This is a genomic window from Streptomyces sp. NPDC003379 (assembly GCF_053589195.1).
On record NZ_JBSFRK010000019.1, the window covers coordinates 13471 to 36973 of the forward strand.

Genomic DNA, 23503 nt, shown 5'->3' on the forward strand with positions numbered 1-23503 from the left:
GAAAACCGATGGGGGAACAGGGAATGCCGGAGCAGAGCGGTGAGCGGCGGGGCTCGACCGTGCCGTCGGTCATACGAACGCTCCGGCATCTGCTGGCCCTGGACGCCACGCACGGCGCCCGTGCGGCGGTGCCCGCGCTGCGCGACACCGTACGACGCGTGCCCGAGCTGTCCGCCGAGCCCGCGAGCCCGCGGCATCTCGACAGTGAGCTGCTCGCCGCGCTCGCCGAGCTGTGCGAGGTCATCGGCTGGATCCTCTTCGACGCCGGACTCCACCGCCACGCCCACCGGGCGAACGCGCGGGCGCTGGCCCTCGCGGAGATCTGCGGTGACCGCTGGACGGCGCGCCTCGTGCTCCTGAACCACAGCATGCTCCAGGCCCATACCGGCCGCCCCCGCGCCGCACTGGAGACCGCCTCCCGGGTGGCGGGGCCCCGCGCGCTCCCGGCCAGGGTCGACGCCCTCGTCCTGATCCGCCGGGCCCACGCCATCGCCCTGCTCGGCGGCCACCGTGAGCCCATGGAGCTGATCCGCCGCGCCCGGAGCCGCTTCCTGGACGGCGTCTCCCGCCACGACCCGCCCTGGGCGTGGTGGATCGACGGCACCGAACTGCTCGGCCACCACGGCTGGGTCCTGGCCCGGCTGCGCCGCTGGAACCAGGCGATCCCGCTCCTGCACCGGGCCGCCACGGCCCCCGGCGGCCCCGCCTACCGTGACCTGTTCGGCGCCCAGCTGCTCTCGGCGCTCGCGGGAGCCGGTGCCTGGCGGGAGGCCGAGGACGTCGTCGTGGATCTCGTGCCCCGCGCCGGCCGCATCGGGTCCGCCCGCACCGCCGGGTCCCTCGCCGCCACGGCGGTCCGGCTGCGCGGCAGCGCGGCGGCCCCCGCCTCGCTGCGCGACGGGGCGGCGCACCTCTTGAAGGTGCTCGACCTCGACGGGCTCAGCGCCCCGGAGCGCCGGCCTTCAGCCCGTCCATGACGAGGTCCATGAGGCGCCCCGCACGCGCCTGCCAGTCACCGTGCGGATCGATCTGCCACAGCCCGGCGATGGCGAGCAGGAAGTCGTCGGGGCTCACCCCGGGGCGGATGGTGCCCGCCTCCTCGTTCGCCTTCAGGAGGAGCGCCACGGCCTGGGTCAGCGGGCCGTGGCCCACCCCGGCGAGGCTGCCGAGCGCGCTGGTCGCACGGCGTATGGCGTCGGCCAGTCCCGCCTTGGCCATCGCGTACTGCACGAGGCGGTCCATCCACTCCCGCAGGGCCTGGTCGGGGGCGCGGGTGTGCAGCAACTGGCAGGCGGTGTCGGAGACCTGCTGCACTTCGTAGCGGTAGACCTCCAGGACCAGGGCCTCGCGGTTGGGGAAGTTGCGGTAGAACGTGCCCTGCCCGACACCCGCCTTCTTCGCGATCGTGCTGAGCGGCGCGTCGCTGCACCGCGTCAGCTCCGCCAGGGCCACTTCCAGGATGCGGTCGCGGTTGCGCTGCGCGTCCGAGCGCAAGGGTGCGTCCTTGTGCTGCCCCACTCGCTCTCCTCCCGCGCCTCACGGCCCGATTCGGCCTTGCTAAGCGGACAGCTGTCCACTAAGTTCGAAGGCTAATGGACAACTGTCCACTTAGGGCCACCATAGCGCCAGACACGGCCAGGGGGCAGTCCGCCGTGCGCGGGACGCCCCTCTCCTTCTCCTGTACAGCGCCACCTCCTCCCGAACCTCCCGCCGGGACCGCCTCGTTCGACGCGATTCGCGAAAGAAGGCTGCTCATGGCTCCATCGACGTCCAGTGCCCTCACCCTGAACATCAACGGCGAGAAGCACACACTGACCGTCGACCACCGCACCACCCTGCTCGACGCGCTGCGCGAGCGGCTCGATCTCACCGGCACCAAGAAGGGCTGCGACCAGGGCCAGTGCGGCGCCTGCACGGTGCTGATGGACGGCCGCCGCGCCGTCTCCTGCCTGCAGCTCGCGGTCGCCGCCGAGGGGCGCGAGATCACCACCATCGAGGGCGTCGCCGACGGTGACCGGCTGCACCCCGTGCAGCAGGCCTTCCTCGACCTGGACGGTTTCCAGTGCGGCTACTGCACCCCCGGACAGATCTGTTCGGCCCTCGGCGTGATCGAGGAGCACGCGGCGGGCTGGCCGAGCGCCGCCACCACCGACGTGCGGCCCGAGGCGGGCGTGCCCGAGCTGACCGCGGAGGAGATCCGCGAGCGGATGAGCGGCAACCTCTGCCGCTGCGGCGCGTACGTGTCCATCGTGCAGGCCGTCGCCAAGGCGGCCCGCGCAGAGGAGGAAGCGATATGAGGGACTTCGAATACCGGCGGGCGCACGACGTGCCCGGGGCGGTCGCCCTGCTCGGCGCCGACCCCGACGCCCGCTACCTCGGCGGCGGCACCAACCTCGTCGACCTGATGAAGACCGGCGTCGAGCGGCCCGCGCTCCTCGTCGACGTACGCGAACTGCCCCTGGACGGCATCGAGTCCACCGACGACGGCGGGCTGCGCGTCGGCGCGACCGTCACCAACAGCGACCTCGCCGCCCACCCCGAAGTGCGGCGCCGCTACCCCGCGCTGGCCGAGGCCGTCCTCGCGGGTGCCTCGGGTCAGCTGCGCAACATGGCGACCGTCGGCGGAAACCTGCTCCAGCGCACCCGCTGCGGCTACTTCACCGATCTCAGCAAGCCCTGCAACAAGCGCGCCCCGGGCACCGGCTGCTCCGCCATCGAGGGCGAGCACCACAACCACGCCATCCTCGGCGCCACCGAGCACTGCGTGGCCACCCACCCCTCCGACATGGGCGTGGCACTCGCCGCCTTCGACGCCGTCGTGACGTACGAAACAGCCGACGGGGCAGGCGAATTGCCGCTCGCGGAGTTCTACCTCCCGGTCGGGGACACCCCGCACCTGGAGACCGCGCTGCCCTCCGGCGCGCTCATCACCGGCGTCATCCTGCCGCCCGCCCCCGTCGCCGCCCACTCCCGCTACCGCAAGGTGCGCGAGCGCGCCTCGTACGCGTTCGCCATCGGCTCCATCGCCGGGGCGCTCGACGTACGCGACGGTGTCGTACGCGAGGCACGTATCGCCTTCGGTGCCGTCGCGTCCCGGCCGTGGCGGGCGCGGGAGGCCGAGCGGACGCTGACCGGGGGCCCGGCGACCGCCGAGGCGTTCGCCGCCGCCGCGGACGCCGAGCTGGCCGCGGCCCGGACGCTGCCCCACAACGCGTACAAGGTGACGCTGACGCGCAACCTCGTCGTGGCCCTGCTGACCGAACTCACCGAGGAGGCCGCCCGATGACCACGACGACCGGACCCACCGCGGTGACGCGCTTCGTCGGCGTCGCGCACACCCGCGTCGAAGGCGTCGAGAAGGTCACCGGCGCGGCGCGCTACGCCGGTGAGATCCCCTTCGCCGACCTCGCCCACGGCTGGCTCGTGCTCTCCACGATCGCCCGCGGCCGCGTCACCTCCGTCGACACCGGACCCGTCCTCGCGATGCCCGGCGTCCTGACCGTCCTGCACCACGGGAACGCGCCGCGCGTCGACGCGGACTACGAAGGGATGCTGGGGCGCCCCGACCCGGTCGTCGGCGTCTTCCAGCACGACCGCGTGCACTTCGTCGGCTGGCCGGTGGCGCTCGTCGTCGCCGAGACGTCCGAGCAGGCCAGGGAGGCCGCCGAGGCCCTCGTGGTCCGCTACGACCAGGAGCCGCACGACATCGCGTTCTCCGCGGGACGCCCCGGCACCTACACGCCGGACGGCGACGACATGCGTACGCAAAAGGGGGACCTGGAGGCCGAACTCGCCGCCTCCACCCACCTCGTTGACGCCGAGTACACCACGCCCGAAGAGCACCACAGCCCGATGGAACCGCACGCGGCGACCGCGCGCTGGGAGGGCGGACGCCTCGACATCGTCGACTCCAACCAGGGCAGCACCTGGATCGCGGACGAGCTGTCGAAGCTGTTCTCCCTCGACCCGGCCTCGGTGCGGGTGCGCTCCGAGCACGTCGGCGGGGCCTTCGGCTCCAAGGGCCTGCGGGTCCCCCAGGTCCTCGCCGCGATGGCGGCGACCGTTCTGCACCGCCCCGTCCGCGTCGTGCTCTCGCGCCGCCAGATGTTCTCCCTCGTCGGCTACCGCAGCCCCACCACGCAACGCGTCCGGCTCGGCGCCGAGCCCGACGGACGGCTGCGTGCCCTCGACCACCAGGGGCAGAACCTGACATCGACCGTCCATGAGTTCATCGAGCCGAGCGCCGGTTACGGGCGCCCGATGTACGACGCGGACGCGCACCACACCGTCAACCGCGTCGTACGCCTCGACGTGCCGACGCCGACCTGGATGCGTGCGCCCGGCGAGGCCCCGGGATCCTTCGCGCTGGAGTCCGCGCTCGACGAACTCGCCGAGAAGTGCGGCATGGACCCCATCGCGCTGCGGGCCCGCAACGAACCGGAGGTCGGACCCGTCTCCGGGCTGCCGTTCGCCAGCCGCAACTTGACGGCCTGCTTCGAGGAGGGCGCCCGCAGGTTCGGCTGGGCGGACCGCGACCCGCGTCCCCGTCTGCGCCGCGAAGGGCGCTGGCTGCTCGGCACCGGCACCGCCGCCGCGACCTTCCCGGTCCTGGTGGGCCCGGCCACGGCGGCCGTGACGGCGCGGGCGGACGGCACCTTCACCGTGCGCATCACCGCCGCGGACGTCGGCACCGGCGCCCGGACCGCGCTCACGCTCATCGCCGCGGACGCCCTGGAGGTGGCGCCGGAGCGCGTCCAGGTCCGCATCGCCGACAGCGACTTCGGTCCCGCGATGATCGCGGGCGGTTCGATGGGCACCCGGTCCTGGGGCTGGGCGGTCACGGTCGCCGCGCGCGAGCTGCGGGAGAAGCTGGTGCCCGGGGGTGACATCCCGCCGGAGGGGATCACTGTCCGGTCCGACACCAGCGCCCTCCTCGGCACGCTCACGCAGAAGGAGCGGCACTCCTACGGCGCGCAGTTCGCCGAGGTCGCCGTGGACGTCGCCACCGGTGAGGTGCGCGTACGGCGCATGCTCGGCATCTTCGCCGCCGGCCGGATCATCAACCCGCTGACCGCGCGCGGCCAGTTGACCGGCGGCATGACCTGGGGCCTGTCCATGGCGCTGCACGAGGAGGCGGTCAGGGACCGGGCCTCGGGCGCCCCGGTCAGCCCCGACCTCGCGGGCTACCACGTCGCCGCGCACGCCGACGTGCCGCACATCGAGGCGGACTGGGTGGACGACCTGGACCCCGACGACCCCGTCGGGATCCAGGGCATCGGCGAGATCGGCATCGTGGGCGCCGCCGCGGCGATCGCCAACGCGGTCTGGCACGCGACGGGCGTCCGCCACCGGAACCTGCCGATCCGCCCCGACCGCGTGATCGAGGATGCGACGGCGACGGGCAGCAGCAGTGCTTGACATCGCCGACGACCTGAACCGATGGGTCCAGGAAGGCCGGGACTTCGCGGTCGCCACCGTCATGAACGTCGGCGGCAGCGCACCGCGCGGCCCCGGCGCCGCCCTCGCCGTCGACGGGGAGGGCACGGCCATCGGCTCGGTCTCCGGCGGCTGCGTGGAAGGGGCGGTGTACGACCTGTGCGTCCAGGCCCTCCAAGAGGGCACGGTCACCGTCGAGCGGTTCGGGTGCAGCGACGAGGACGCCTTCGCGGTCGGCCTGACCTGTGGTGGTGTCATCGAGGTGCTGGTCACCCCGGTGGCCGCGGACGCGCCGGACAGGGCGGTCTTCGCCGCCGCCCTGTCGGCCGCCGCCCACGGCGGGACGGCCGCGCTGGCCCGCATCACCAGGGGCCCCGCCGACCTGCTCGGCAGGGCGCTCGTCGTGCGCGCCGACGGCACGTACGAAGGGAGCCTGGGCGGGCACCCGGAGCTGGACCGCACGGCGGTGGGGGAGAGCCGCGCGCTCCTGGCGGCGGGCCGCACCGGCGAGTTCGTCGTCTCGGAGAGCGGGTCGCGCTGCGGGAGCGCCCTGACGTTCCTCGTCGAGTCGAGCGTGCCGCCGCCCCGCATGATCGTGTTCGGGGCCGTCGACTTCGCGGCGGCCCTGGTCCGCGCCGGGAAGTTCCTCGGCTACCACGTCACGGTCTGCGACGCCCGCCCGGTCTTCGCGACGCCGGTCCGCTTCCCCGAGGCGGACGACATCGTGGTCGAGTGGCCGCACCGCTATCTGGAGCGCACCGCGACGGACGAGCGTACGGCCTTGTGCGTGCTCACCCACGACGCCAAGTTCGACGTGCCGCTGCTCGCGGCGGCGCTGCGGCTGCCCGTCGCGTTCGTCGGCGCGATGGGCTCGCGCCGCACCCACGAGGACCGCGACCGCAGGCTCCGCGACATCGGCGTCACCGAGGCGGAACTGGCCCGCCTGCACTCGCCGATCGGCCTGGACCTCGGTGCTCGTACGCCCGAGGAGACCGCCCTGTCCATCGCGGCGGAGATCGTCGCGGTGCGGCAGGGCGGCACGGGCCTGCCGCTGACCGGCTCCCGGACGCCGATCCACCATGACGCGTCCGGGAGCCGCCCTCAGCGGGTGGTCAGCTCGTAGAAGCCCCGGCCGAACGTGGCGGCCACCAGCCGGTCGTGCCCGGCGTCGTACTCGATGTCGTCGACCGGCACCGCGGGCATGCCCCGGCCGAGCCGCGTCCACGCCGCCCCGCCCGAGCCGGAGGTGAAGACGCCCTGGTCGGTGCCGACGTGCAGCCGCCCGCCGTGCCCGAGGACGAGGTCGTTCACGGGCGCGTCAGGGAGATTGCCCGACAGGTCCCTCCAGTTCCTGCCGCCGTCCGAACTCCCGTATACATGCGCCTTGGTGGAGCCGGATCGGTAGGCGGAGTGGGTGGTGTACACGCGGTCCGGGTCGCGGGGGTCGACCACCACGCGGGTCACCCAGGAGCGGCCCTCGGCCAGCTTCGTCCAGTGTCCGCCCAGGTCCTTGGTCACCCACACCCGGCCGTCGTCGGTGCCCGCGTAGACGGTGCGGCCGTCGCCCGCGGGCGCGATCGAGGTGATCGTGCCGTAGTTGGTGTAGAGCGGGTCGGGGCCGGGGCCGCCGGACAGGTCGGGGCTGATGGGCCGCCAGGTCGCGCCGCCGTCCGTGGAGCGGTTGAGCACCTCGGAGCCGTAGTAGAGGATCTTCGGGTCCTTGGGGTCGAAGACGACGGGTGTGAACCAGTTGCGGCGTTTGTAGGTCGTCCTGTCCGCGAAGTAGGTGAGGGTGTCGCCGCCGTCCGTGGAGCGGAAGCAGTTGCCGTACTGGTAGCAGGCGAAGACGTTGTTCACGTCGACGGGGCTGATCAGGTTCTCCTCGCCGTCCCCGCCGAGGTACTCGTTGAAGCGGTCCCCGCCCCAGGAGCGCAGGGAGCCGTTGTCCTGGGAGCCGCCGGAGATCCGGCCGGTGTCCTGCGGGCTGATGGCCGCGCTGTAGAGCTGGGTGTACGGCTCGTGCCGGGCCTTGACCCAGCCGCCGTCGCCGTTCGCGTCGGAGCGGTAGACGCCGCCGTCGTTGCCGAGGTAGACGCGGCCCGGCCTGCGCGGGTCCCACACCATCGCGTGCTGGTCGACGTGGATGCTGGTGTCGTCGGCGCTCCAGGTGGCGCCGCCGTCCTTCGTGGTCATCAGGGGCACGCCCGCGACCTGCACGTGGTCCGCGTCCTTCGGGTCGGCCCACACCTTCCCGAACCACCAGCCGAACGTCGACTGCGACTCGGTCAGCTTCTGGTCGGCCGGGGTGCGCCGCCAGCTGCCGCCGCCGTCGGTGGAGGCGTAGAAGCCCTCGAAGGGCCCGCTGGTCCTGTTGACGATCGCGTACGCCTTCTCACCCGCGACCGCCAGGCCGATCCGCCCCACGTCCGGCCCCTGCTCGGGAAGTCCGCCGCCGAGCCGTCGCCAGCTCTTGCCGTCGTTGTCGCTGCGGAAGATCCCGGAGCCCACGCCGCCGTAGGTGCGCAGTTCGGGCGTGCGGCGGTGGTCCCACAGCACCGCGTACAGCCGCTTGCCCCGGACGACGATCTCGGTGGCTCCGGTGAACTCGTTCGCGCCGGTCAGGATCCGTCGCCAGGTCTTGCCGCCGTTCTCCGAGCGGTAGACGCCACGGTCACCGCCGCCGTTGTAGAGCGACCCCGCGGCGGCCACGTAGATGCGGCGCGGGTTGTCCGGATCCACGGTGATCGCGCTGATGGCGCCGGAGTCGCGCAGGCCGATCCGCCGCCAGTGCCTGCCGCCGTCGGCGCTGCGGTAGAGGCCGGTTCCTTCGTACGTGATGCTGCCGCCGCCGGGGTTGGGCTCGCCGGTGCCCGCGTACAGGGCGCCGTCCGGACCGGTGGCGACCGCGCCCATGGCCTGGGTCCAGCTGTCGGGCCAGGCGGACTTGAACGTCTGCCCCGCGTCCGTGCTGCGCCAGATGCCGCCGCTGGCCGCGGCGGCGTACAGGGTGTCGGCCCGCTTCGGGTCGAGGGCGAGCGACACGATGCGGCCGCCGATGTTGGTGGGGCCGAGCGCCTTCCACCGGCCGCCGGTGGTGGGCAGCTCGCGGGCCTGCGCGGCGGCGTTCTCATGGGCGTGCCGGGGGATCGGCTCCCCCGGCACGGTCTTCTGCAGATAGCGGTACTCGGCCGGTGCGGCGGGCCCGCGCACGGGACGGTAGACATCGCCGGGGCCCGGCGGCGCGGCTCCCGCCGGTGCGGTGGCCAGGAGGGCGACGCCCACGAGCGGGGCGAGGACCAGATGGAGCAGCCGTCTGCGCATGGGCACGCACCCTCTTCTTCGTCATGGCCACAACAAGCCATGCCGAGGTTAGGGGAGGGCGCTGGGGAGCAGTAGGGCGGAAGTTGGCCTTTGTGACGGGGCGCGGCGCGGCCGTGCGCAGCGCCGCACCCCGGCCGCGTCATGAGCCGGGCAGCTCGCGAGGCTCCAGGGGACGGGTCGCGGGCCCCTGGAGGACCTCCCCGTCGGTGCCGAAGCGGGAGCCGTGGCAGGGGCACTCCCACGTGGTCTCCGCCTCGTTGAAGGCGACCAGGCAGCCCATGTGGGTGCAGCGGGCGGAGACGGCGTGGAGCGCGCCGCTCTCGTCGCGGTGGACCGCGCAGCGGCGCCCCTCGACCCGGACCACCGCCCCCGAGCCCGCCGGGATCTCGTCCACGGAATCGACGTGGCTGCGGAGCCGGTCCCCGACGAAGTGCTTGGCCACCTCCGCCTGCTGGCCCAGCAGTGCCGGGGCCTCCCGCACGGTCTTGAGCAGTCGGCGCGGGTCGTACAGGTCGGCCCAGGGCGACTTCTCCCCGCCGATCAGCCGCGCGAGCAGCGTTCCCGCCATGACGCCGCCGCTCATCCCCCAGCCGCCGAACCCCGTGGCCACATAGGTGTTGCGGGCGCCGGGGTGGAAGGGGCCGACCATGGGGACACCGTCGGTCACGGAGTTGTCCTGGGCCGCCCACCGGTAGGCCGTCTCCCCGACGTCGAAGCGCTCCCGCGTCCACGCGTCCAGCGCCCGGAACCCGGCGGCGGGGTCGCCCGTGCCCGGCGTGAAACCCTCACCCGTGACGATGAGGAGCCGCCCGCCGTCGTCGCCGTACGGCGCGGTCCGCACCGAGCGTTTGCCCTCCTCCAGCGTGATGTACATGCCGTCCGGGTCCTGCCCCGGGGCCAGTGGCGCGGCGACGACGAGTTCACGGCTCGCCGACAGCCGGGCGAAGAGCAGGGCGCGGTCGAAGACGGGATAGTGCGTGGCGACGACGACGGACTGCGCGGTGACCGTGTGCCCGGACTCGGCGGTCACCTTGCACGGGGAGCCTTCACGCAGACCGGTCACCCGGGTCCGCTCACGGATGACGCCGCCCCGCGCGCGCAGGTCCTCGGCGAGCGCCAGCAGATAGGCGCGGGGATGGAACTGCGCCTGGTCGTCGACGCGCACCGCGCCCGCCACGGCGAAGGGCAGCCCGGTGACCTCGGTGTACTGGGCGGGCAGACCGGCCTCGCGGGCCGCGGCGGCCTCGGCCCGCAGCTCGTCGGTGCCGTCCGCCCGGGTGGTGAAGGTGTAGGCGGGCGCGCGCTCCAGCCGGCAGTCGATGCCGACCTCGTTGCAGACGGCGGCCACGTGCTCCACCGCCTCCTGCTGGGACCGGGCGTACAGGTGGGCGGCCTCCGGCCCGCGGGTGCGGCGCAGCCGCTCGTACACGAGGGAGTGCAGTGAGGACAGCTTGGCGGTGGTGTAGCCGGTCACCCCGGCGGCGATGCGGTCGGCTTCGAGGACGGCGACCGTCCGCCCGTCGCGGGCCACCTCCCACGCCGTGCTGAGCCCCGCGATGCCGCCGCCGACCACGGCGACGTCCACCTCGATGTCCTCGGCCAGCGGTGGATACGACGTCGACTCGCTGGTGTCCATCCAGTACGACTCGGGTCGGCCCGGCAGTGGCCCGGTACGAGGTGCGACAGCCATGGCGGCTCCCTGGTCTCGGCGTTCTTGGATCGTGCGGGTTCCCCCGCGTCACCGGGTTAACCCGGCCGGGCGGCGGCCGGGATCTTGCCCACAGGCTACGCAAAAGGGACATCACGCGCCCGTGGGCCCGGCCCGTCAGAGCCAGTCGCGGGGCAGCGTCTCGTTCCACGTACGGGAGAAGACGCGGCGCTCGCCCTCGTAACCGTCGAGCGTCGCGTCGACGAGGAAGGAGTCCTCGTCGCACCGCAGCACCGTGCGGGTCCGCACGCTCACCTCCCAGTCGCCCCGCGCGAAACGCATGGTCCAGGCGGATTCGCCGGCCACCGACGTGAAGTCCTCACCGGTGGACGTGTACCGCTCGAAGGCGCGGCAGCCGACGTCGAGCCCGATGTCCTCGTACCGGACGGTGCCGCGGTCCTTGACGATCTCCAGCGCGGAGTCGTAGCCGATCAGGTCACGCCTGACCTCCCAGCGCTGCTCCGGCGGCGAGAGCCGGGTGGTGGCCAGCGGCCGGGTGCCCTCGGGCTCGTCGAAGGGACGCTGCGGCGCGTCGTCCGGCTCGGAGACCGGCCGTACCGGCAGCCGCAGCGCGCTGGAACCCTCGTACACGCTGAGCAGGACGGGCCGGGGCGGGGGCCAGGCGAGCGGCCAGTACGACGTGGAGAGGGAGAGCCGGATGCGGTGGCCGGGCGGGAAGGACTGGGCCACGCCGTTGAGCTGGAGGGTCGCGCGGTAGCGGCGGCCCGGCTCCAGGGGCTCGGGCTCGCCCGTGCCGTCCCTGCGGGTCAGGTTGAGCACGCCGTACGTCACCCGGGTGGCCCGCCCGTCGGGCGCGACGTCGGAGATGCGGGCGGCGACCGTGGCCACCGGCTCACTGACCGACAGGTCCAGGTCGACGGCGGGCGAACCGAGGATCTCCACCGGCTCGGTCAGCTCGGGGGAGTCGAAGACCAGCGAACCGCCGTCCTCCTCGCGCTGGTCGTAGGGCAGGTCGGGCGGAGCGTTGTAGGAGGCCCACTTTCCGGCGAACTGGCCGACCGACAGCGGGGACTGCACGGTCATGGCCTCACCGGCGGCGTCCTCGGCGGCCACCGGTTCCCCGTCCCAGGCGATGCGGTGGCGCGTCAGGGGCCGGGCGACCTCCTCGATGTGCGGGGAGGGCCAGTCGGGCTCGCCGACCCAGCGGCCGGGACGCTCCTCGTAGGCGGTCGAGGGCGGCACGCTCTCCTGCATCCAGGCCCGCAGCATCGGGCCCTCCATGACGCCGTTGTCCTCGCCCTTGAGCCAGTGGTCCCACCAGCGCACCACCTCCTGGAGATAGCCGATGGCGGGACCGGGCTCACCCAGATGCGGATACTTGTGCGACCACGGCCCGATCAGGCCCTTGCGTGGCACGTCCAGATGGCCGAGCAGCCGGGTCACGGCGTTGGAGTAGCCGTCCGCCCAGCCGCTGGAGGCGAGGACGGGACAGCGTACGTCCTGGTAGTTCTCACAGACCGAGGCGTGCTTCCAGTACGTGTCGCGGCGCTGGTGGCGCAGCCACTCCAGGACCCAGGGGCGCGCCTGCTCCATCCGCTCGTGCCACATCTCGCGCCAGCGCTCACCGACGACGGCCGGATCGGGCGGACAGGTGGCGTAGGCGAACATCGTGCCGGCCTCGGCGAGGTTGTCCGACAGCATCGCGCCGCCCATGTAGTGCATGTCGTCGGCGTACCGGTCGTCCGTGAACGACGAGATGACGATCGCCTTCAGGCTCGGCGGCCGCCGAGCGGCGACCTGGAGCGCGGCGAACGCGCCCCAGGAGATGCCCATCATGCCGGTCGACCCGTCGCACCAGGGCTGCTCGGCCAGCCAGGCGAGCACCTCCTCGGCGTCGGTCTGCTCCTGCTCCAGGTACTCGTCCCGCAGGACGCCCTCGGACTCGCCCGTGCCGCGCACGTCCACCCGTACGCACGCGTAGCCGTGCCCCGCGATGTAGGGGTGGTGGATCGAGTCGCGTACGGAACTCAGATCGCGCTTGCGGTACGGGATGTACTCCAGGACGGCCGGGACCGGCGCGTCGTCCGAGGATGTCGGGCGCCAGATCCGCGCCGACAGCCGGGTGCCGTCGGACATCGGGACGACGACGTGTTCTTCCTCTTTGGTCGCGTACGGGAGATTGCCCACGTGGCGCATGGGGGCCGTGCCACCTCTCGGTCGGTTCCTCCGCCGGGCAGGCGGATGTCGCAGTGTGTCGGTGCTAGTCGTTGGTGAGGTCGCGGCCGCCGGGCTCCGTGTCGTCGAAGGTCAGGCCGAGCGCGGCCACGCACCGGTCGTACTTGCGCCGCAGCTCCTCCTCGCTGTCGCCGCCGGTGGATATGTGCGCCAGCTCGAAGCTGTAGCTGTCCTGATGGCCGACGTCGGAGAGCCGCTGCCCCTCCTCGACCAGGACCTCGACGCGCACGTCCCCGATCTCGCGCTCGATGCGGTCGATCTCCTCGCGCGTCGGCACGTTGTGCACCACGCCGTCGGCGAACCACCGGTAGTACCACTTGGCGGAGGTCGCGCAGGGCCCCTCGCGGTGGGGGATCGCCGGGTCCTCGTCGAAGGCGAGGCTGACCATGCAGTGGTGGTTGGGTACGCCGTCGACGTACTCGAAGAGCTCCGCGTGCGACTGCGAGTGCCGGGGGTTGATCTCCAGCAGGTTCAGCTCGTCGCTGCCCGGGTCGTAGAAGTACTCGATGCTGAACGTCGCGTCGTCCATGCCGATCTGCCGCATCACCCGCACCGAGACGTCGTGCAGGCGCCGCACCACCGGCTCCGGCAGGGTGGAGGGGTACTGATGGCGCAGGAAGCAGGAGGAGTCCGGGTAGTTGATGGAGTCGAGGACGCCGTAGACGGTGACCTCACCCCGGTGGACGTACCCCTCGACGGCGACCTGGATCCCCGAGAGCGCCTCCTCGGCGAGACAGACCTGCGCGCCGATCCCCGCCATCTCCTCGGGCAGGTCGATCTGTTCGAGGATGTACTCGAAGGGCCGGCCGACCGTGCCGATCCCCTCCTTGATCTTCGCCACGGCCGCGTCGAACTCCTTCTCGTCCCGCACGCTGTAGGCCAGCTTGGAGGAGTACGAAAGGGCGGGCTTGAGCCACATCGGGAAGCGCACGCCCTCAGGGGGCCGCGGCGTCTCGGCGTCCAGATCGACCCGCCCGAAGCGCGGATGCTCGTCGACCACCTTCTGCTGCTCGAGGCGGCTCCAGTACTTGTGCTCGCACTTGACGACCGACTCCAGGCTGGTGCTGCGCGTGCCGTACCGGTCGCCGAGCATCGCCACGAGCGTGCTCACCGGGAAGTCCCAGTAGCCGACGATCGCGTCGACGCTGCCCTCGAACGCGTCGAGCACCTTCTGCGCCTTCTCCATGAGGTCCGGTACGGAGACCTCGCCGCCCTGGAGCTCCTCGATCGTGAGCAGGGGGTGGAACGCGTAGTCCCGGGCGTGCGGGATGGCGTTCAGCGTGGGCAGATTGGCCTCGTCCAGGCCGATCACGAATACGTTCTTCCGGCTCACAGCCACAAGTTTTTCCTTTCCCGAGGTCAAGGGGGCTGTGTACCCGAGGTCCCGACACGCACACGTCGGCCATGATGACCAGAAAGAGGACCCGATCGGGAGGAGAACCATGACCGACCGGCACAGCAGCGGCCGGACCGTCGTCCGCGCCCTGCTCGACAGCCAGGGGCGCACCTACGCCCAGGACGCCGGTATCCGGCTGCGGGACACCCCGCAGCCGCTGTACCAACTCCTTGTCCTGTCCGTACTGCTCAGCGCCCGCATCCGCAGCACCACGGCGGTGGCCGCCGCCCGCGAACTCTTCGCCGCCGGAATGCGCGACGCGCGCCGCATGACGTCGGCGACCTGGCAGGAGCGGGTCGACGCGCTGGGCCGCGGCGGCTACCGCCGCTACGACGAGCGCACCGCCACCCAGCTCGGTGACGGCGCCGAGCTGGTCCTGCGGGAGTACGGGGGCGACCTGCGCCGCCTGAGGGACGAGGCGGGCGACGACGACGAGGTGTTGCGCCGGCGGCTCCAGGAGGTGCCCGGCCTCGGGCCGACGGGCACCGACATCTTCCTGCGCGAGGTCCAGCGGGTGTGGCCGGGCGTGGCGCCCTGCCTGGGGGACAAGGCCCTGCAAGGCGCGCGCCGCCTCGGTCTGCCCGACGACCCGGACGCCCTGATGCGCCTGGCCGAGGACGCGGATCCCGCGGCCCTGGCGGCGGCGCTCGTCCGCGTCGCCCTGGACAAGAGCGTCGCCGACGAGCTGATGTCCGGGCCGGGCCGTTCCTGACACAGGCTCCGGCCCGGACATCAGACCGGCAGCAACCGCCCGATCAGCGCGCTGAGCTGCCGGGCGTTACGGCACTCGTGCATCTCGACCAGTTCCGCGTACGCGTACGCCGCCGAGTCCCCGGTCGACCACTGCGAGCGCTGCTCGGGGTTGAGCCAGTACACCCGGCGGGCCCGCCCGGCGATCTCCCGCAGCGCCGGAAGGTTGGGGTCGCTCATGTTCGTACGGGCGTCCCCGAGGACGAAGACCGTGGAGCGCGGGCCGACCGCGTCGAGGTGGCGCTCCGCGAACTCGCCCAGGGACGTGCCGTAGTCGCTGCTGCCGTGCCAACCCGTCACCGCGGCCTCGCCGAGGATGCGTCCGCCGAGGCCGGCCGGGTCCGCGGAGCCGTGCGTGAGCAGCCCGGTCACCTCGTCGACGCGGTTGACGAACGCGAACACACGCACCTTGCTGAACTGGTCGTGCAGCGCCTGCACCAGCAGCATCGTGAAGTTCGCGAAGCCCGCCACCGAACCGGACACATCGCAGAGCAGCACCAGCTCGGGGCGTGCGGGACGGCGGCGGCGCAGCACCGGCCGCATCGGCACACCGCCGGTCGACAGGGAGCCGCGCAGGGTGCGGCGCAGGTCGATGGTGCCGTGCGCGGCGCGTCTGCGGCGGGCGGCCAGGCGGGTCGCGAGCCTGCGGGCCAGCGGGTGCACGGCTCTGCGCAGTTCGTCCAGATGGGCGCGGCCCGCGAGCAGGAAGTCGACCCGGTCGGCGGTGGTGGCCACGGCGCGGCGGGCGATCTCCTCCGTGCCGCGCCGCTCGGCGACCCGGCGGCGCGCCTCGGTGCGTACGCGCTCGCGGAACCCTTCGATGCGGCGCCGGATCTCGTCGGCCTCCAGGCGGTCGGTGAACGCGGCGCCCGCGGCGGACTCCCCGCCGGAGCCCGTGCGCCGGGCGGCGAGGACACGTGCGAGGAGCGTCTCCGGCCTCAGCCGGCTCAGGGTCTGGTAGGAGGACCAGCCGTCCGAGCCCTGCGACGAGCCGTAGCCGCCGAAGCCGTCCACCGCCTCGCCCGCCAACTGCCCGAGCAGCGCCTGGTCGTTGGCCGCGAGCGCGGCGACGAGGCGTTCGCGCAGCGCGTCCCGGTCGGGCCCGGCACCCCCGGCGCTCTGCCGGTCCGGCGCGCCGACACCCAGCGGGAAGTAGAGATCGAAGACCGGATCGAAGACGGCCCGCTGGCTCTCCTGGTGGAGCAGCGCGGCGGCCAGCCCCTCCCGGACGCGCTCGCGGTCGGCGAGACCGAGCGCCTCCAACGCGGCGGCCGCGTCGACGGTCTCACCGGGGCCGATGCGCAGGCCGTGGGAGCGCAGCGCCTTGACGAGACCGGTGAGCCGGCCGGTGACCCCATCGGAGGCGACCATCCCGACAAGCCCGTCGGGCAGCGCCGTCACACGGCGTCCAGATCCAGCTTGGCGGCTGCCTTCAGCACGTCGTCCTGGTGCTTGAGGACGACGCCGAGGCTGTCGCGTACGACCGTCTCGTCCAGGGTGTCGGCGCCGAGCGCGAGCAGGGTGCGCGCCCAGTCGATGGTCTCGGCGACCGACGGCACCTTCCGCAGGTCCATCGCGCGCAGCGCGCCGACCACCCGCACCACCGACTCGGTGAGCGCCTCGTCGAGTCCGGGCACCTTCATCCGGACGATGCGCCGCTCCAACTCCTCGTCGGGAAAGCCGATGTGGAGGAACAGACAGCGGCGGCGCAGCGCCTCGGACAGTTCCCGGCTCGCGTTGGAGGTGAGCACGACGAACGGGCGCCGTTCCGCGCTGATCGTGCCCAGCTCCGGCACCGTGACCTGGAAGTCGCTCAGCACTTCGAGGAGCAGGCCCTCGACCTCGACGTCGGCCTTGTCGGTCTCGTCGATCAGCAGGACCTTCGGCTCGTCGCCGCGGATCGCCGTGAGCAGCGGGCGCGGGAGCAGGAACTCCTCGCTGAAGATGTCCGTGCGCGTCTCGTCCCACGACTCGTCGCGCCCGGCGGTGATGCGGAGCAGCTGCTTGGCGTGATTCCACTCGTACAGCGCGCGGGACTCGTCGACGCCCTCGTAGCACTGGAGCCGGACCAGGCGCGCGCCCGCGACCTGGGCGACGGCCTTCGCCACCTCGGTCTTGCCGACACCGGCCGGGCCCTCCACCAGCAGGGGCTTGCCGAGCCGGTCGGCCAGGAAGACGGTGGTGGCGACCGCCGGCGAGGCCAGATACCCGGTCTCGGACAGGCGGGCCGCGACATCGTCGACGGACGTGAAGTACCCGGTCGTCATGGACGTACCTGATCAGTTCCGGCCGCCGGCCACAACAGGCGCGCGCCGTTTGCGGCACACGTCACGTCCCCGGGCCGAGGCCAGACTCACGCCGGGCGCATGCGACATAGGCAAAGGCGTTACGCTTATTTCAAGATCTCGTGCTCAAGAACAGAGGAGCAGGCCATGCCGCGCGCCGCCTCAAGACCTGCCGCAACCCGCTGTGCCGGGTGGCGTTCTACGACCGGTCCCGGAACAACAGCGGGGTGTGGCATGACGTGAAGACGTGCGGGAACGCGGCGAACCTGCGGGCGTACCGGGCGCGTCGGCGCGGACAGGAGCCGTGACCACCGGGGGCGGCGTCGGCGTCAGTTCTGGACCGTTCCCAGAAGCGGCAGCGCGGGCCCGGAGGACTCGTCCTCGTAATGAGACTTCTGCCGGATCTCGTTGCACTGGAAGGCGCGAGCTTCGTCCAGCACCTCGGCGGGGACGATGACGTCGATGTCCTGAACGGTGGGACAGACATCACGAATCAATTCGATGCTCTGCGAGTCGCTGCCCTGGGGCGACTCGTCGGCCATGGCGAGGGTGACCGTCATACCCGTCGCGGCCAAGGTCAGCATCGACCCGGCCAGCACCTTCGTGTGCGTAGAGCTCATTTTGCTGAGCGCTCCCTTCCTGGATGACCCGGCACCGGTTCGGGTGCCGACGCCGGGTCAACTGGCCCGCTCCAGAAGAGGTTGCGCGAGGACACGGGCATTCACCCAGTCGCTGAGGCATCCCACGGCCGCGCGTCCCGGACGCTCACTCAGCTACTCGCCCAGACATTCACTCAGACACTCACTCAGGCCTCGAACGGCGTCAGGATGAAGAGCGGGATCTCGCGCGTCGTCTTCTTCTGATATTCGCCGTAGTCCGGCCACACCGCGACCGCCCGCTCCCACCAGGCCCGGCGCTCCTCGCCGGTGGCGAGGCGAGCGCGGTAGTCCTTCTTCACCGGGCCGTCCTGCAGTTCGACATGCGGGTGGGCGACGAGGTTGTGGTACCAGGACGGGTTCGCGGGGTCGCCGCCCTTGGACGCCACCACCGCGTACTCCCCGCCGTGCTCGACGCGCATCAGGGGGTTCTTCCGCAGCTTCCCGCTCTTGGCGCCGACCGACGTCAGCAGAACGACGGGCTTGCCCCTCATCGTCGTGCCGTCGGTGCCGCCGGAGCTCTCGTACAACTCGGCCTGCTTGCTCGCCCAGTCCCACGTACCGGGCTCGTACTCTCCAGTCAGAGGCATGACCTGTCAAACGGCCCGCGGCCGCGGATTGTTCCGGCCGCCGACTCCGCCCGCCGTCGACCCGCCATGCGTGAGGTCGACCCGCCATGCGTGAGGTCGACCCGCCATGCGTGAGGTCGACCCGCCATGCGTTAGAAAGAGATCAAAAGACATCAAGGGTTCAGCAAGCGACGACAGGGGCGGGCATGACGGGGCAGGACATACCGGAGGAGTATCTCGACGGCTATGCCCGCATCCTCGCCGCCGCCTCGTCGACGGGGCGGCGCCTGACCCGCGACGAGCTTGATTCGCGGCGCGCTCTGGGGGAGCGGGCCGCCGACGCGGGTCTCGGCCTCCGGGCGCTGGTCGGCGCGCATCTCGCGGCCACGCGCGCCCACTGGCCCGCCGGGGCCGCGGTCTCCGCCGACAGTGCGCTGGCCGCAGCGGAGCAGGCCGTGGACGCCTTCGCCGAGGGCTACGAACGTGCCCAACGCCTCGCCGTACGCCAGGAGGAGGCGGCGCGGCGGGAGTTCATCGACGACCTGCTCTACGGACGCAGCGACCTGGGCCTGCTCGCCGAACGCGCGGAACGCTTCGGGCTGCGCCTCTCCTACGAACACGCGGTCGCCGTCGCCGAGGGCCGAAACGGGTACGAGGAGGGGCACGCCGTCCCCCGCGAGGTCGAGCGGGCCCTCATCGGCCGCTTCGGCGACCGCAGCATCCTGCTCACCACCAAGGACGGCCGCCTGGTGTGCATCGCCCCCGGCGACCAGGACGAGGTCCTCGCCTTCTTCGCCAAACAGGCGTACGCCGCCACCGACGGCGGCCGCGTCGCCATCGGCCGCCCGCAGCCGGGCCCCGGCGGCGTCGTCCAGTCGTACGAGGAAGCCCTCAACGCCCTGGACCTCGCGGAGCGTCTGGATCTCGACGAACCCGTGCTGCGCGCGGCCGACCTGCTCGTCTACCCCGTCCTGACCCGCGACCGGCAGGCCATGGCCGACCTCGTGCTCAACACGCTCGGCCCGCTGCAGAAGGCCCGCGGCGGAGCGCGGCCGCTCATCGACACGCTCGCCGCGTACTTCGACTCGGGCTGCGTCGCGGCGGAGGCCGCCCGACGGCTGGCGCTGAGCGTGCGCGCCCTGACGTACCGCCTGGAACGCATCCACAAGCTCACCGGCGCCAACCCGTCGGATCCCGTGCACCGCTACACGCTGCAGACCGCGGTGATCGGGGCGCGCCTGCTCGACTGGCCCGAGAGGCGGTTCTGAGGCCGCCGCGGGTCGGGTCGGCCCCGGCGCGGCGGTCGCTCAGCCCAGCCGCGGGATCTCGATGGCGGGGCAGCGGTCCATGACCATGTCGAGGCCCGCCGCGCGCGTCCGTTCGTACGCCGACTCGTCGATCACGCCGAGCTGGAACCACACGGCCTTCGCGCCGGCCGCCACCGCCTCGTCGGCGACCTGGCCGGCCAGGTCGCTGTTGACGAACACGTCGACCACGTCGACCGGGAACGGCACGGCGGACAGGGACGCGTAGCCCTGTTCGCCGTGGACCGTCTCGGCCTTCGGGTGGATCGGCACGACGCGCTTGCCGAAGCGCCGCAGGACGGCCGCGACGCCGTACGCCGCCCGGTCGCGGTTGCCGGACAGGCCCACGACCGCCCAGGTTTCGCCCAGCTCCGTCAGGATCTTGCGCACCGTCTCGTGGTCGCCGTACATGACCTGCCTCCTCAAGGATCGCGGCCGGATGCCGTCAGGGGCCGCGGTCAGACATGCACGCCGAAGTCCGTCGCGATGCCCCGCAGCCCACTGGCATAACCCTGGCCGACCGCACGGAATTTCCACTCCGCGCCATGGCGGTAGAGCTCGCCGAAGACCATGGCGGTCTCCGTCGACGCGTCCTCGGAGAGGTCGTAGCGCGCGATCTCCACGCCGTCCGCCTGATTCACCACGCGGATGAAGGCGTTGCGGACCTGGCCGAAGCTCTGGCCGCGGTTCTCGGCGTCGTGGATCGACACCGGGAAGACGATCTTCGTGATCTGCGCGGGCACCTGAGCGAGGTTCACCTTCACGGCCTCGTCGTCGCCCTCGCCCTCACCCGTGAGGTTGTCGCCCGTGTGCTCCACCGAACCGTCCGGGCTCGTCAGGTTGTTGTAGAAGATGAAGTGCTGGTCGGAGACGACCTTGCCGGAGTCGTCGCAGAGCAGCGCGCTGGCGTCCAGGTCGTAGTCCGTGCCGGTCGTGGTGCGCACATCCCAGCCCAGGCCGACCAGTACGGCGGTGAGGCCCGGGGCCTCCTTGCTGAGCGAGACGTTGCCGCCCTTGGCCAGGGAAACTCCCACGATGTCCTCCTGAGATCCGAGTTCTGGGTACTGATTCGTTGTTCTGGGTGCTGCTTCGTTCCGGGTGGTGGTTCCGTAGAATCTACAGGAATGTAGAAGCGGGTGGGGCGGCTCGGGCCCGTTACGATGTGGCGCTCCCGGGCCGCCGCGGAGCACGGAGAGGCTGGAGGGAGCCCGGGCATGAAGCACCACGACGAGCGCGAGGAGCGCCGGCCACGCCTGCGCCGCCGCGCGCAGGGCGAGCTGGAGCAGCAGGTGCTCGCCGCCCTGCACGCCGCCCGCGGCCCGGTCAGCGCCGCCTGGGTGCAGGAGCGGATCGGCGGCGACCTCGCGTACACCACCGTGATGACGATCCTGACCCGCCTCCTCGCCAAGGACGTGGTGACCCGGGAGCGCGCGGGCCGGTCCTTCGCGTGGACGTCCTCCTCCGACGAGGCGGGCCTCGCGGCCTTCCGCATGCGCAAGGTGCTCGACGGCGAGAGCGACCGCGAGGCGGTCCTCGCCAGCTTCGTCACGACGCTGACGCCCGACGACGAGCAGCTCCTGCGCGAGCTGCTCGGGCGGGCGGGCGCCGAGACGGACGACTGACACCCGATGGGAGCTCTTGCCTGATGGGCGTCTTCGTCTTCCTGCCGCTCGTGCTGCCGCTGACCGCCTGGCCGGTCGCCCGCCTCGCCGAGCAGCATCTCCACCCGCGCACCGCCACCCGCGTGCTCACCGCCGTCGCCGGAGTGATGGCCGTGTGCAGCACGCTCTGCCTGGCGCTCCTCATGGTCGTCGGCACCGCCCAGCTGCCCGGAAATCCCCTGCCGGACGGCTGGTCCGACCCCGAGGTGCGCGCCGCCGTCCCCTTCGACGAGGTCGCGGGGAAGGCCGCGATCCCCGCGCTCCTCGCCGTGTGCGCCGCGTGCGCGCGCACCCTGTGGCGGCACGCGCGCGTACGCCACCGGGGGCGCCGCGCCCTCGAAGGGCTGCCCGGCACGTCCGTCGCCGTGCTTGCCGACGACACGTCGTACGCGTACGCGCTTCCCTCGCGCGGCGGCGGCCGCGTCGTGGTGACCACCGGCATGCTGGCCCGGCTGGCTGCCCCCGAGCGGCGCGCGCTGTTCGCGCACGAGCGGGCCCACCTCGCCGCACGGCACCACCGGCATCTGCTGGTCACGCAGTTGGCGGCCCGCGCCAATCCGTTCCTGCGGCCGCTGCGCACCTCCGTCGCCTTCACCGCGGAACGGTGGGCCGACGAGGCGGCGGCGCGGGCCGTGCGGGACCGGCGGGTCGTCGCCCGCGCGATCGGCAAGGCCGCCCTGGTCTCGCGGGGCGTGCCCGCGCCGACCCTCGCGGGGCTCGCCGCGCCGGGGCCCGTGCCGCGCCGCGTCGCCGCGCTGCTCGCCCCGGCGCCCGCCGGCCGCACGCGCCCCTCCCTGTTCACGGCGGTGGGGCTCGCCCTGTGGTGCGCGGCGTTCGGCACCGCCGTGTCCGCGATGTCCTCGGCGAACTCCGCGGTCACGATGGTCCTCATCCTGCGCGCGGCCACGCCGCTCTGAACCGGCCCCGCGCCGCGGCGGCTACAGGTCGAACTCGTGCGGCGGCAGGTCGAGCGCGAAGCACGCCTCGCGCACCACGGCCTGCTCGTCCTTGTCGAAGTCGCCGTCGGCGCCGCCGATGACGATGCCTATCTGGATGACCGCGCGGGCCTCCGCGGGCTTCTTCTTCGCCTTGGCGACCTCCTGGAGGACGCTCACCTTGCCGAACGCGAAGTCGGCGGTCAGCTTGTCGACACAAGCGTCGAAGCGGCGGCGCAGGTCGTCCGCCGGGAAGTTCTGCAACACCTCGTTCGTGCCGATCAGCTGGGCCACGCGCAGGCGCTCGGCGGGGTCCACGGTGCCGTCGGCGGCCGCCACCAGGGCGCACATCGCCATGCTCGCGTCGCGGAAGGCGCCGCTCTTGAGGTCGTTCTTCTTCGCCATCAGCTGGGTCTGCATCGTCGATGCGGATTCCTTGACGCGGTCCCACAGGGCCATGGGGAACTCCATAAACGTATCGATGTATCAGGGGTGCACGGCGTCGGCCCCGGTCGCTGTGTACGCGTCCGCGGCCTCGCCAATTTCTACAACAGAGTAGAAACTAGCAGTCGTACCGAGAAGTTCCCGCCCAGCGGAAGGTGCGTGCGATGACCCCGACGGCACACGAACTCCTGCGGAGCACGTCCGCCCGCCTCGCGCTCGACCCGGACGCCAACCCGCTCGTCCCGCGCATCGCGGACGGCACGGCCGCGCCCCGCACGCTCGCGGTGCTCGCCCTGGAGCAGCGGCACGTCATCCCCGCCGACCGCCGCTCCTTCCAGCACCTGGCCGGGCGGGCGGCCGAGGCCAAGGACCCGGAGTCCGCGGCCTTCTTCGACGCCCTGGCCGACGGTGAGACGCTCGCCCGGGCACGGCTCGTCCCGCTGCTCGCGGCCTGCGGGGTGAGCCGGGACGAGGCGGCGACGTACGAACCGCGGGCGGGCTGCCAGGCCTACCCCGCCTATGCCGCCTGGCTCGCGCTGAACGGCGAACCGGCCGATGTCGTCCTCGCGCTCACCGCCAACTTCGCCTCCTGGGGCGGCTGCTGCGCGACGATCGCCCGGGCGCTGCGCGAGCGGCACGGTTTCGGCGACGAGGCCTGCGGGTTCTTCGACCTCTTCGCCGAACCCGCGCCGGAGCTCGACCGGCTGGCGCTCGCCGCGGTGCAGGCGGGCCTCGACCGGGGCCGGGTCACGGCGGCGCACCTGCGCTATGGGCGGCTGGTGCAGCGCTACGAGGAGATGTTCTGGGCCACGCTGGTGAGCGGCGACGAGGCCTGAGCGCTT

General features: G+C 72.6%; 23 protein-coding genes. 11 read left to right on the plus strand and 12 right to left on the minus strand.

Features of this window, described 5'->3' with window-relative positions; genetic code table 11:
- Window positions 1-23: 23 nt before the first annotated feature.
- Window positions 24-977 (plus strand): DNA-binding protein, encoded by a 954-nt coding sequence (locus ACWDVB_RS20165; protein ID WP_451514823.1) that lies wholly within the window; start codon window positions 24-26, stop codon window positions 975-977.
- On the opposite strand, the gene ACWDVB_RS20170 is transcribed toward ACWDVB_RS20165, so the two are convergent.
- Window positions 940-1518 carry a TetR/AcrR family transcriptional regulator gene (locus tag ACWDVB_RS20170; RefSeq protein WP_451514822.1) on the minus strand — a complete coding sequence of 193 codons (579 nt, stop codon included), beginning with the start codon at window positions 1516-1518 and terminating at the stop codon, window positions 940-942. The two genes, ACWDVB_RS20165 and ACWDVB_RS20170, sit on opposite strands and share 38 nt — an antisense overlap.
- Before the next feature lie 236 nt (window positions 1519-1754).
- Between ACWDVB_RS20170 and ACWDVB_RS20175 the strand changes: the two genes are divergently transcribed.
- From ACWDVB_RS20175 to ACWDVB_RS20190, 4 genes are read left to right on the plus strand one after another with little or no spacing between them, the layout of a single operon-like run.
- Window positions 1755-2297, plus strand: a complete 543-nt coding sequence (locus ACWDVB_RS20175) for a (2Fe-2S)-binding protein (RefSeq protein WP_451514821.1) — start codon at window positions 1755-1757, stop codon at window positions 2295-2297.
- Window positions 2294-3286 carry an FAD binding domain-containing protein gene (locus ACWDVB_RS20180; RefSeq protein WP_451514820.1) on the plus strand — a complete coding sequence of 331 codons (993 nt, stop codon included), beginning with the start codon at window positions 2294-2296 and terminating at the stop codon, window positions 3284-3286. Before ACWDVB_RS20175 ends, ACWDVB_RS20180 begins: the two co-directional genes overlap by 4 nt.
- A complete protein-coding gene (locus ACWDVB_RS20185; RefSeq protein WP_451514819.1) occupies window positions 3283-5418 on the plus strand; it encodes a xanthine dehydrogenase family protein molybdopterin-binding subunit in 2136 nt (711 codons plus the stop codon). Before ACWDVB_RS20180 ends, ACWDVB_RS20185 begins: the two co-directional genes overlap by 4 nt.
- On the plus strand, window positions 5411-6559 hold the full coding sequence (locus ACWDVB_RS20190; RefSeq protein ID WP_451514818.1) for an XdhC family protein: 1149 nt from the start codon (window positions 5411-5413) through the stop codon (window positions 6557-6559). The genes ACWDVB_RS20185 and ACWDVB_RS20190 overlap by 8 nt, the downstream gene beginning before the upstream one ends.
- On the opposite strand, the gene ACWDVB_RS20195 is transcribed toward ACWDVB_RS20190, so the two are convergent.
- The 4 genes from ACWDVB_RS20195 to ACWDVB_RS20210 all read right to left on the minus strand — a co-directional run bounded on the left by ACWDVB_RS20195 (window position 6538) and on the right by ACWDVB_RS20210 (window position 13994).
- Complete coding sequence (locus tag ACWDVB_RS20195) at window positions 6538-8757, minus strand: glycosyl hydrolase (RefSeq protein ID WP_451514817.1); 2220 nt, start codon at window positions 8755-8757, stop codon at window positions 6538-6540. The genes ACWDVB_RS20190 and ACWDVB_RS20195 overlap by 22 nt on opposite strands.
- 139 nt (window positions 8758-8896) lie before the next feature.
- Window positions 8897-10447, minus strand: coding sequence for an FAD-dependent oxidoreductase (locus ACWDVB_RS20200; RefSeq protein WP_451514816.1), 1551 nt, complete (start codon window positions 10445-10447; stop codon window positions 8897-8899).
- A 135-nt stretch (window positions 10448-10582) separates the two neighbouring features.
- Window positions 10583-12622 carry a CocE/NonD family hydrolase gene (locus ACWDVB_RS20205; RefSeq protein ID WP_451514815.1) on the minus strand — a complete coding sequence of 680 codons (2040 nt, stop codon included), beginning with the start codon at window positions 12620-12622 and terminating at the stop codon, window positions 10583-10585.
- Between the two features lie 64 nt (window positions 12623-12686).
- Complete coding sequence (locus ACWDVB_RS20210) at window positions 12687-13994, minus strand: ATP-grasp domain-containing protein (protein ID WP_451514814.1); 1308 nt, start codon at window positions 13992-13994, stop codon at window positions 12687-12689.
- 109 nt (window positions 13995-14103) lie between these two features.
- On the opposite strand from ACWDVB_RS20210, the gene ACWDVB_RS20215 reads away from it, so the two are divergent.
- The gene (locus tag ACWDVB_RS20215; protein ID WP_451514813.1) at window positions 14104-14769 is read left to right on the plus strand and encodes an endonuclease; all 666 of its coding nucleotides are present in this window, start codon (window positions 14104-14106) and stop codon (window positions 14767-14769) included.
- 20 nt (window positions 14770-14789) lie between these two features.
- Here the strand turns inward: ACWDVB_RS20215 and ACWDVB_RS20220 are convergent, their stop codons facing one another.
- Complete coding sequence (locus ACWDVB_RS20220; protein WP_451514841.1) at window positions 14790-16178, minus strand: vWA domain-containing protein; 1389 nt, start codon at window positions 16176-16178, stop codon at window positions 14790-14792.
- Window positions 16179-16204: 26 nt separating this feature from the next.
- Window positions 16205-17074: an AAA family ATPase gene (locus ACWDVB_RS20225; protein ID WP_451514812.1), complete on the minus strand. Its 870-nt coding sequence runs from the start codon at window positions 17072-17074 to the stop codon at window positions 16205-16207.
- A gap of 140 nt (window positions 17075-17214) precedes the next feature.
- Here ACWDVB_RS20225 and ACWDVB_RS20230 point away from each other — a divergent pair, with 140 nt between their 5' ends.
- Window positions 17215-17400 carry a CGNR zinc finger domain-containing protein gene (locus tag ACWDVB_RS20230; RefSeq protein WP_451514811.1) on the plus strand — a complete coding sequence of 62 codons (186 nt, stop codon included), beginning with the start codon at window positions 17215-17217 and terminating at the stop codon, window positions 17398-17400.
- Window positions 17401-17421: 21 nt separating this feature from the next.
- On the opposite strand, the gene ACWDVB_RS20235 is transcribed toward ACWDVB_RS20230, so the two are convergent.
- Window positions 17422-17712, minus strand: coding sequence for a hypothetical protein (locus ACWDVB_RS20235; protein ID WP_451514810.1), 291 nt, complete (start codon window positions 17710-17712; stop codon window positions 17422-17424).
- A gap of 185 nt (window positions 17713-17897) precedes the next feature.
- Window positions 17898-18338, minus strand: a complete 441-nt coding sequence (locus tag ACWDVB_RS20240; RefSeq protein WP_451514809.1) for a nitroreductase family deazaflavin-dependent oxidoreductase — start codon at window positions 18336-18338, stop codon at window positions 17898-17900.
- 185 nt (window positions 18339-18523) lie between these two features.
- On the opposite strand from ACWDVB_RS20240, the gene ACWDVB_RS20245 reads away from it, so the two are divergent.
- Window positions 18524-19585, plus strand: a complete 1062-nt coding sequence (locus tag ACWDVB_RS20245) for a PucR family transcriptional regulator (RefSeq protein ID WP_451514808.1) — start codon at window positions 18524-18526, stop codon at window positions 19583-19585.
- A 39-nt stretch (window positions 19586-19624) separates the two neighbouring features.
- Here ACWDVB_RS20245 and ACWDVB_RS20250 read toward each other — a convergent pair whose 3' ends face one another.
- On the minus strand, window positions 19625-20032 hold the full coding sequence (locus ACWDVB_RS20250; RefSeq protein WP_451514807.1) for a CoA-binding protein: 408 nt from the start codon (window positions 20030-20032) through the stop codon (window positions 19625-19627).
- Window positions 20033-20079: 47 nt separating this feature from the next.
- Entirely contained in the window at window positions 20080-20655 is a 576-nt protein-coding gene (locus tag ACWDVB_RS20255) for a TerD family protein (protein ID WP_451514806.1), read from the minus strand.
- A gap of 180 nt (window positions 20656-20835) precedes the next feature.
- Here ACWDVB_RS20255 and ACWDVB_RS20260 point away from each other — a divergent pair, with 180 nt between their 5' ends.
- Together ACWDVB_RS20260 and ACWDVB_RS20265 are read left to right on the plus strand one after the other, a co-directional pair.
- Entirely contained in the window at window positions 20836-21243 is a 408-nt protein-coding gene (locus ACWDVB_RS20260) for a BlaI/MecI/CopY family transcriptional regulator (RefSeq protein ID WP_451514805.1), read from the plus strand.
- Window positions 21244-21266: 23 nt separating this feature from the next.
- Window positions 21267-22199 (plus strand): M56 family metallopeptidase, encoded by a 933-nt coding sequence (locus ACWDVB_RS20265; protein WP_451514804.1) that lies wholly within the window; start codon window positions 21267-21269, stop codon window positions 22197-22199.
- Between the two features lie 21 nt (window positions 22200-22220).
- Here ACWDVB_RS20265 and ACWDVB_RS20270 read toward each other — a convergent pair whose 3' ends face one another.
- The gene (locus tag ACWDVB_RS20270) at window positions 22221-22676 is read right to left on the minus strand and encodes a tellurite resistance TerB family protein (protein ID WP_451514803.1); all 456 of its coding nucleotides are present in this window, start codon (window positions 22674-22676) and stop codon (window positions 22221-22223) included.
- 149 nt (window positions 22677-22825) lie between these two features.
- Between ACWDVB_RS20270 and ACWDVB_RS20275 the strand changes: the two genes are divergently transcribed.
- On the plus strand, window positions 22826-23497 hold the full coding sequence (locus tag ACWDVB_RS20275) for a thiaminase II/PqqC family protein (RefSeq protein ID WP_451514802.1): 672 nt from the start codon (window positions 22826-22828) through the stop codon (window positions 23495-23497).
- Window positions 23498-23503 lie beyond the last annotated feature (6 nt).

Excerpts from the sequence above, each read along its gene's own strand:
- ACWDVB_RS20205 (WP_451514815.1), bottom strand. The coding sequence starts at position 12,622 with ATGCGCCACGTGGGCAATCTCCCGTACGCGACCAAAGAGGAAGAACAC.
- ACWDVB_RS20195 (WP_451514817.1), bottom strand. The coding sequence starts at position 8,757 with ATGCGCAGACGGCTGCTCCATCTGGTCCTCGCCCCGCTCGTGGGCGTC.
- ACWDVB_RS20180 (WP_451514820.1), top strand. The coding sequence starts at position 2,294 with ATGAGGGACTTCGAATACCGGCGGGCGCACGACGTGCCCGGGGCGGTC.
- ACWDVB_RS20240 (WP_451514809.1), bottom strand. The coding sequence starts at position 18,338 with ATGCCTCTGACTGGAGAGTACGAGCCCGGTACGTGGGACTGGGCGAGC.
- ACWDVB_RS20265 (WP_451514804.1), top strand. The coding sequence starts at position 21,267 with ATGGGCGTCTTCGTCTTCCTGCCGCTCGTGCTGCCGCTGACCGCCTGG.
- ACWDVB_RS20260 (WP_451514805.1), top strand. The coding sequence starts at position 20,836 with ATGAAGCACCACGACGAGCGCGAGGAGCGCCGGCCACGCCTGCGCCGC.
- ACWDVB_RS20185 (WP_451514819.1), top strand. The coding sequence starts at position 3,283 with ATGACCACGACGACCGGACCCACCGCGGTGACGCGCTTCGTCGGCGTC.
- ACWDVB_RS20225 (WP_451514812.1), bottom strand. The coding sequence starts at position 17,074 with ATGACGACCGGGTACTTCACGTCCGTCGACGATGTCGCGGCCCGCCTG.
- ACWDVB_RS20220 (WP_451514841.1), bottom strand. The coding sequence starts at position 16,178 with ATGGTCGCCTCCGATGGGGTCACCGGCCGGCTCACCGGTCTCGTCAAG.
- ACWDVB_RS20215 (WP_451514813.1), top strand. The coding sequence starts at position 14,104 with ATGACCGACCGGCACAGCAGCGGCCGGACCGTCGTCCGCGCCCTGCTC.
- ACWDVB_RS20200 (WP_451514816.1), bottom strand. The coding sequence starts at position 10,447 with ATGGCTGTCGCACCTCGTACCGGGCCACTGCCGGGCCGACCCGAGTCG.
- ACWDVB_RS20235 (WP_451514810.1), bottom strand. The coding sequence starts at position 17,712 with ATGAGCTCTACGCACACGAAGGTGCTGGCCGGGTCGATGCTGACCTTG.
- ACWDVB_RS20165 (WP_451514823.1), top strand. The coding sequence starts at position 24 with ATGCCGGAGCAGAGCGGTGAGCGGCGGGGCTCGACCGTGCCGTCGGTC.
- ACWDVB_RS20250 (WP_451514807.1), bottom strand. The coding sequence starts at position 20,032 with ATGTACGGCGACCACGAGACGGTGCGCAAGATCCTGACGGAGCTGGGC.
- ACWDVB_RS20175 (WP_451514821.1), top strand. The coding sequence starts at position 1,755 with ATGGCTCCATCGACGTCCAGTGCCCTCACCCTGAACATCAACGGCGAG.
- ACWDVB_RS20275 (WP_451514802.1), top strand. The coding sequence starts at position 22,826 with ATGACCCCGACGGCACACGAACTCCTGCGGAGCACGTCCGCCCGCCTC.
- ACWDVB_RS20270 (WP_451514803.1), bottom strand. The coding sequence starts at position 22,676 with ATGGCCCTGTGGGACCGCGTCAAGGAATCCGCATCGACGATGCAGACC.
- ACWDVB_RS20245 (WP_451514808.1), top strand. The coding sequence starts at position 18,524 with ATGACGGGGCAGGACATACCGGAGGAGTATCTCGACGGCTATGCCCGC.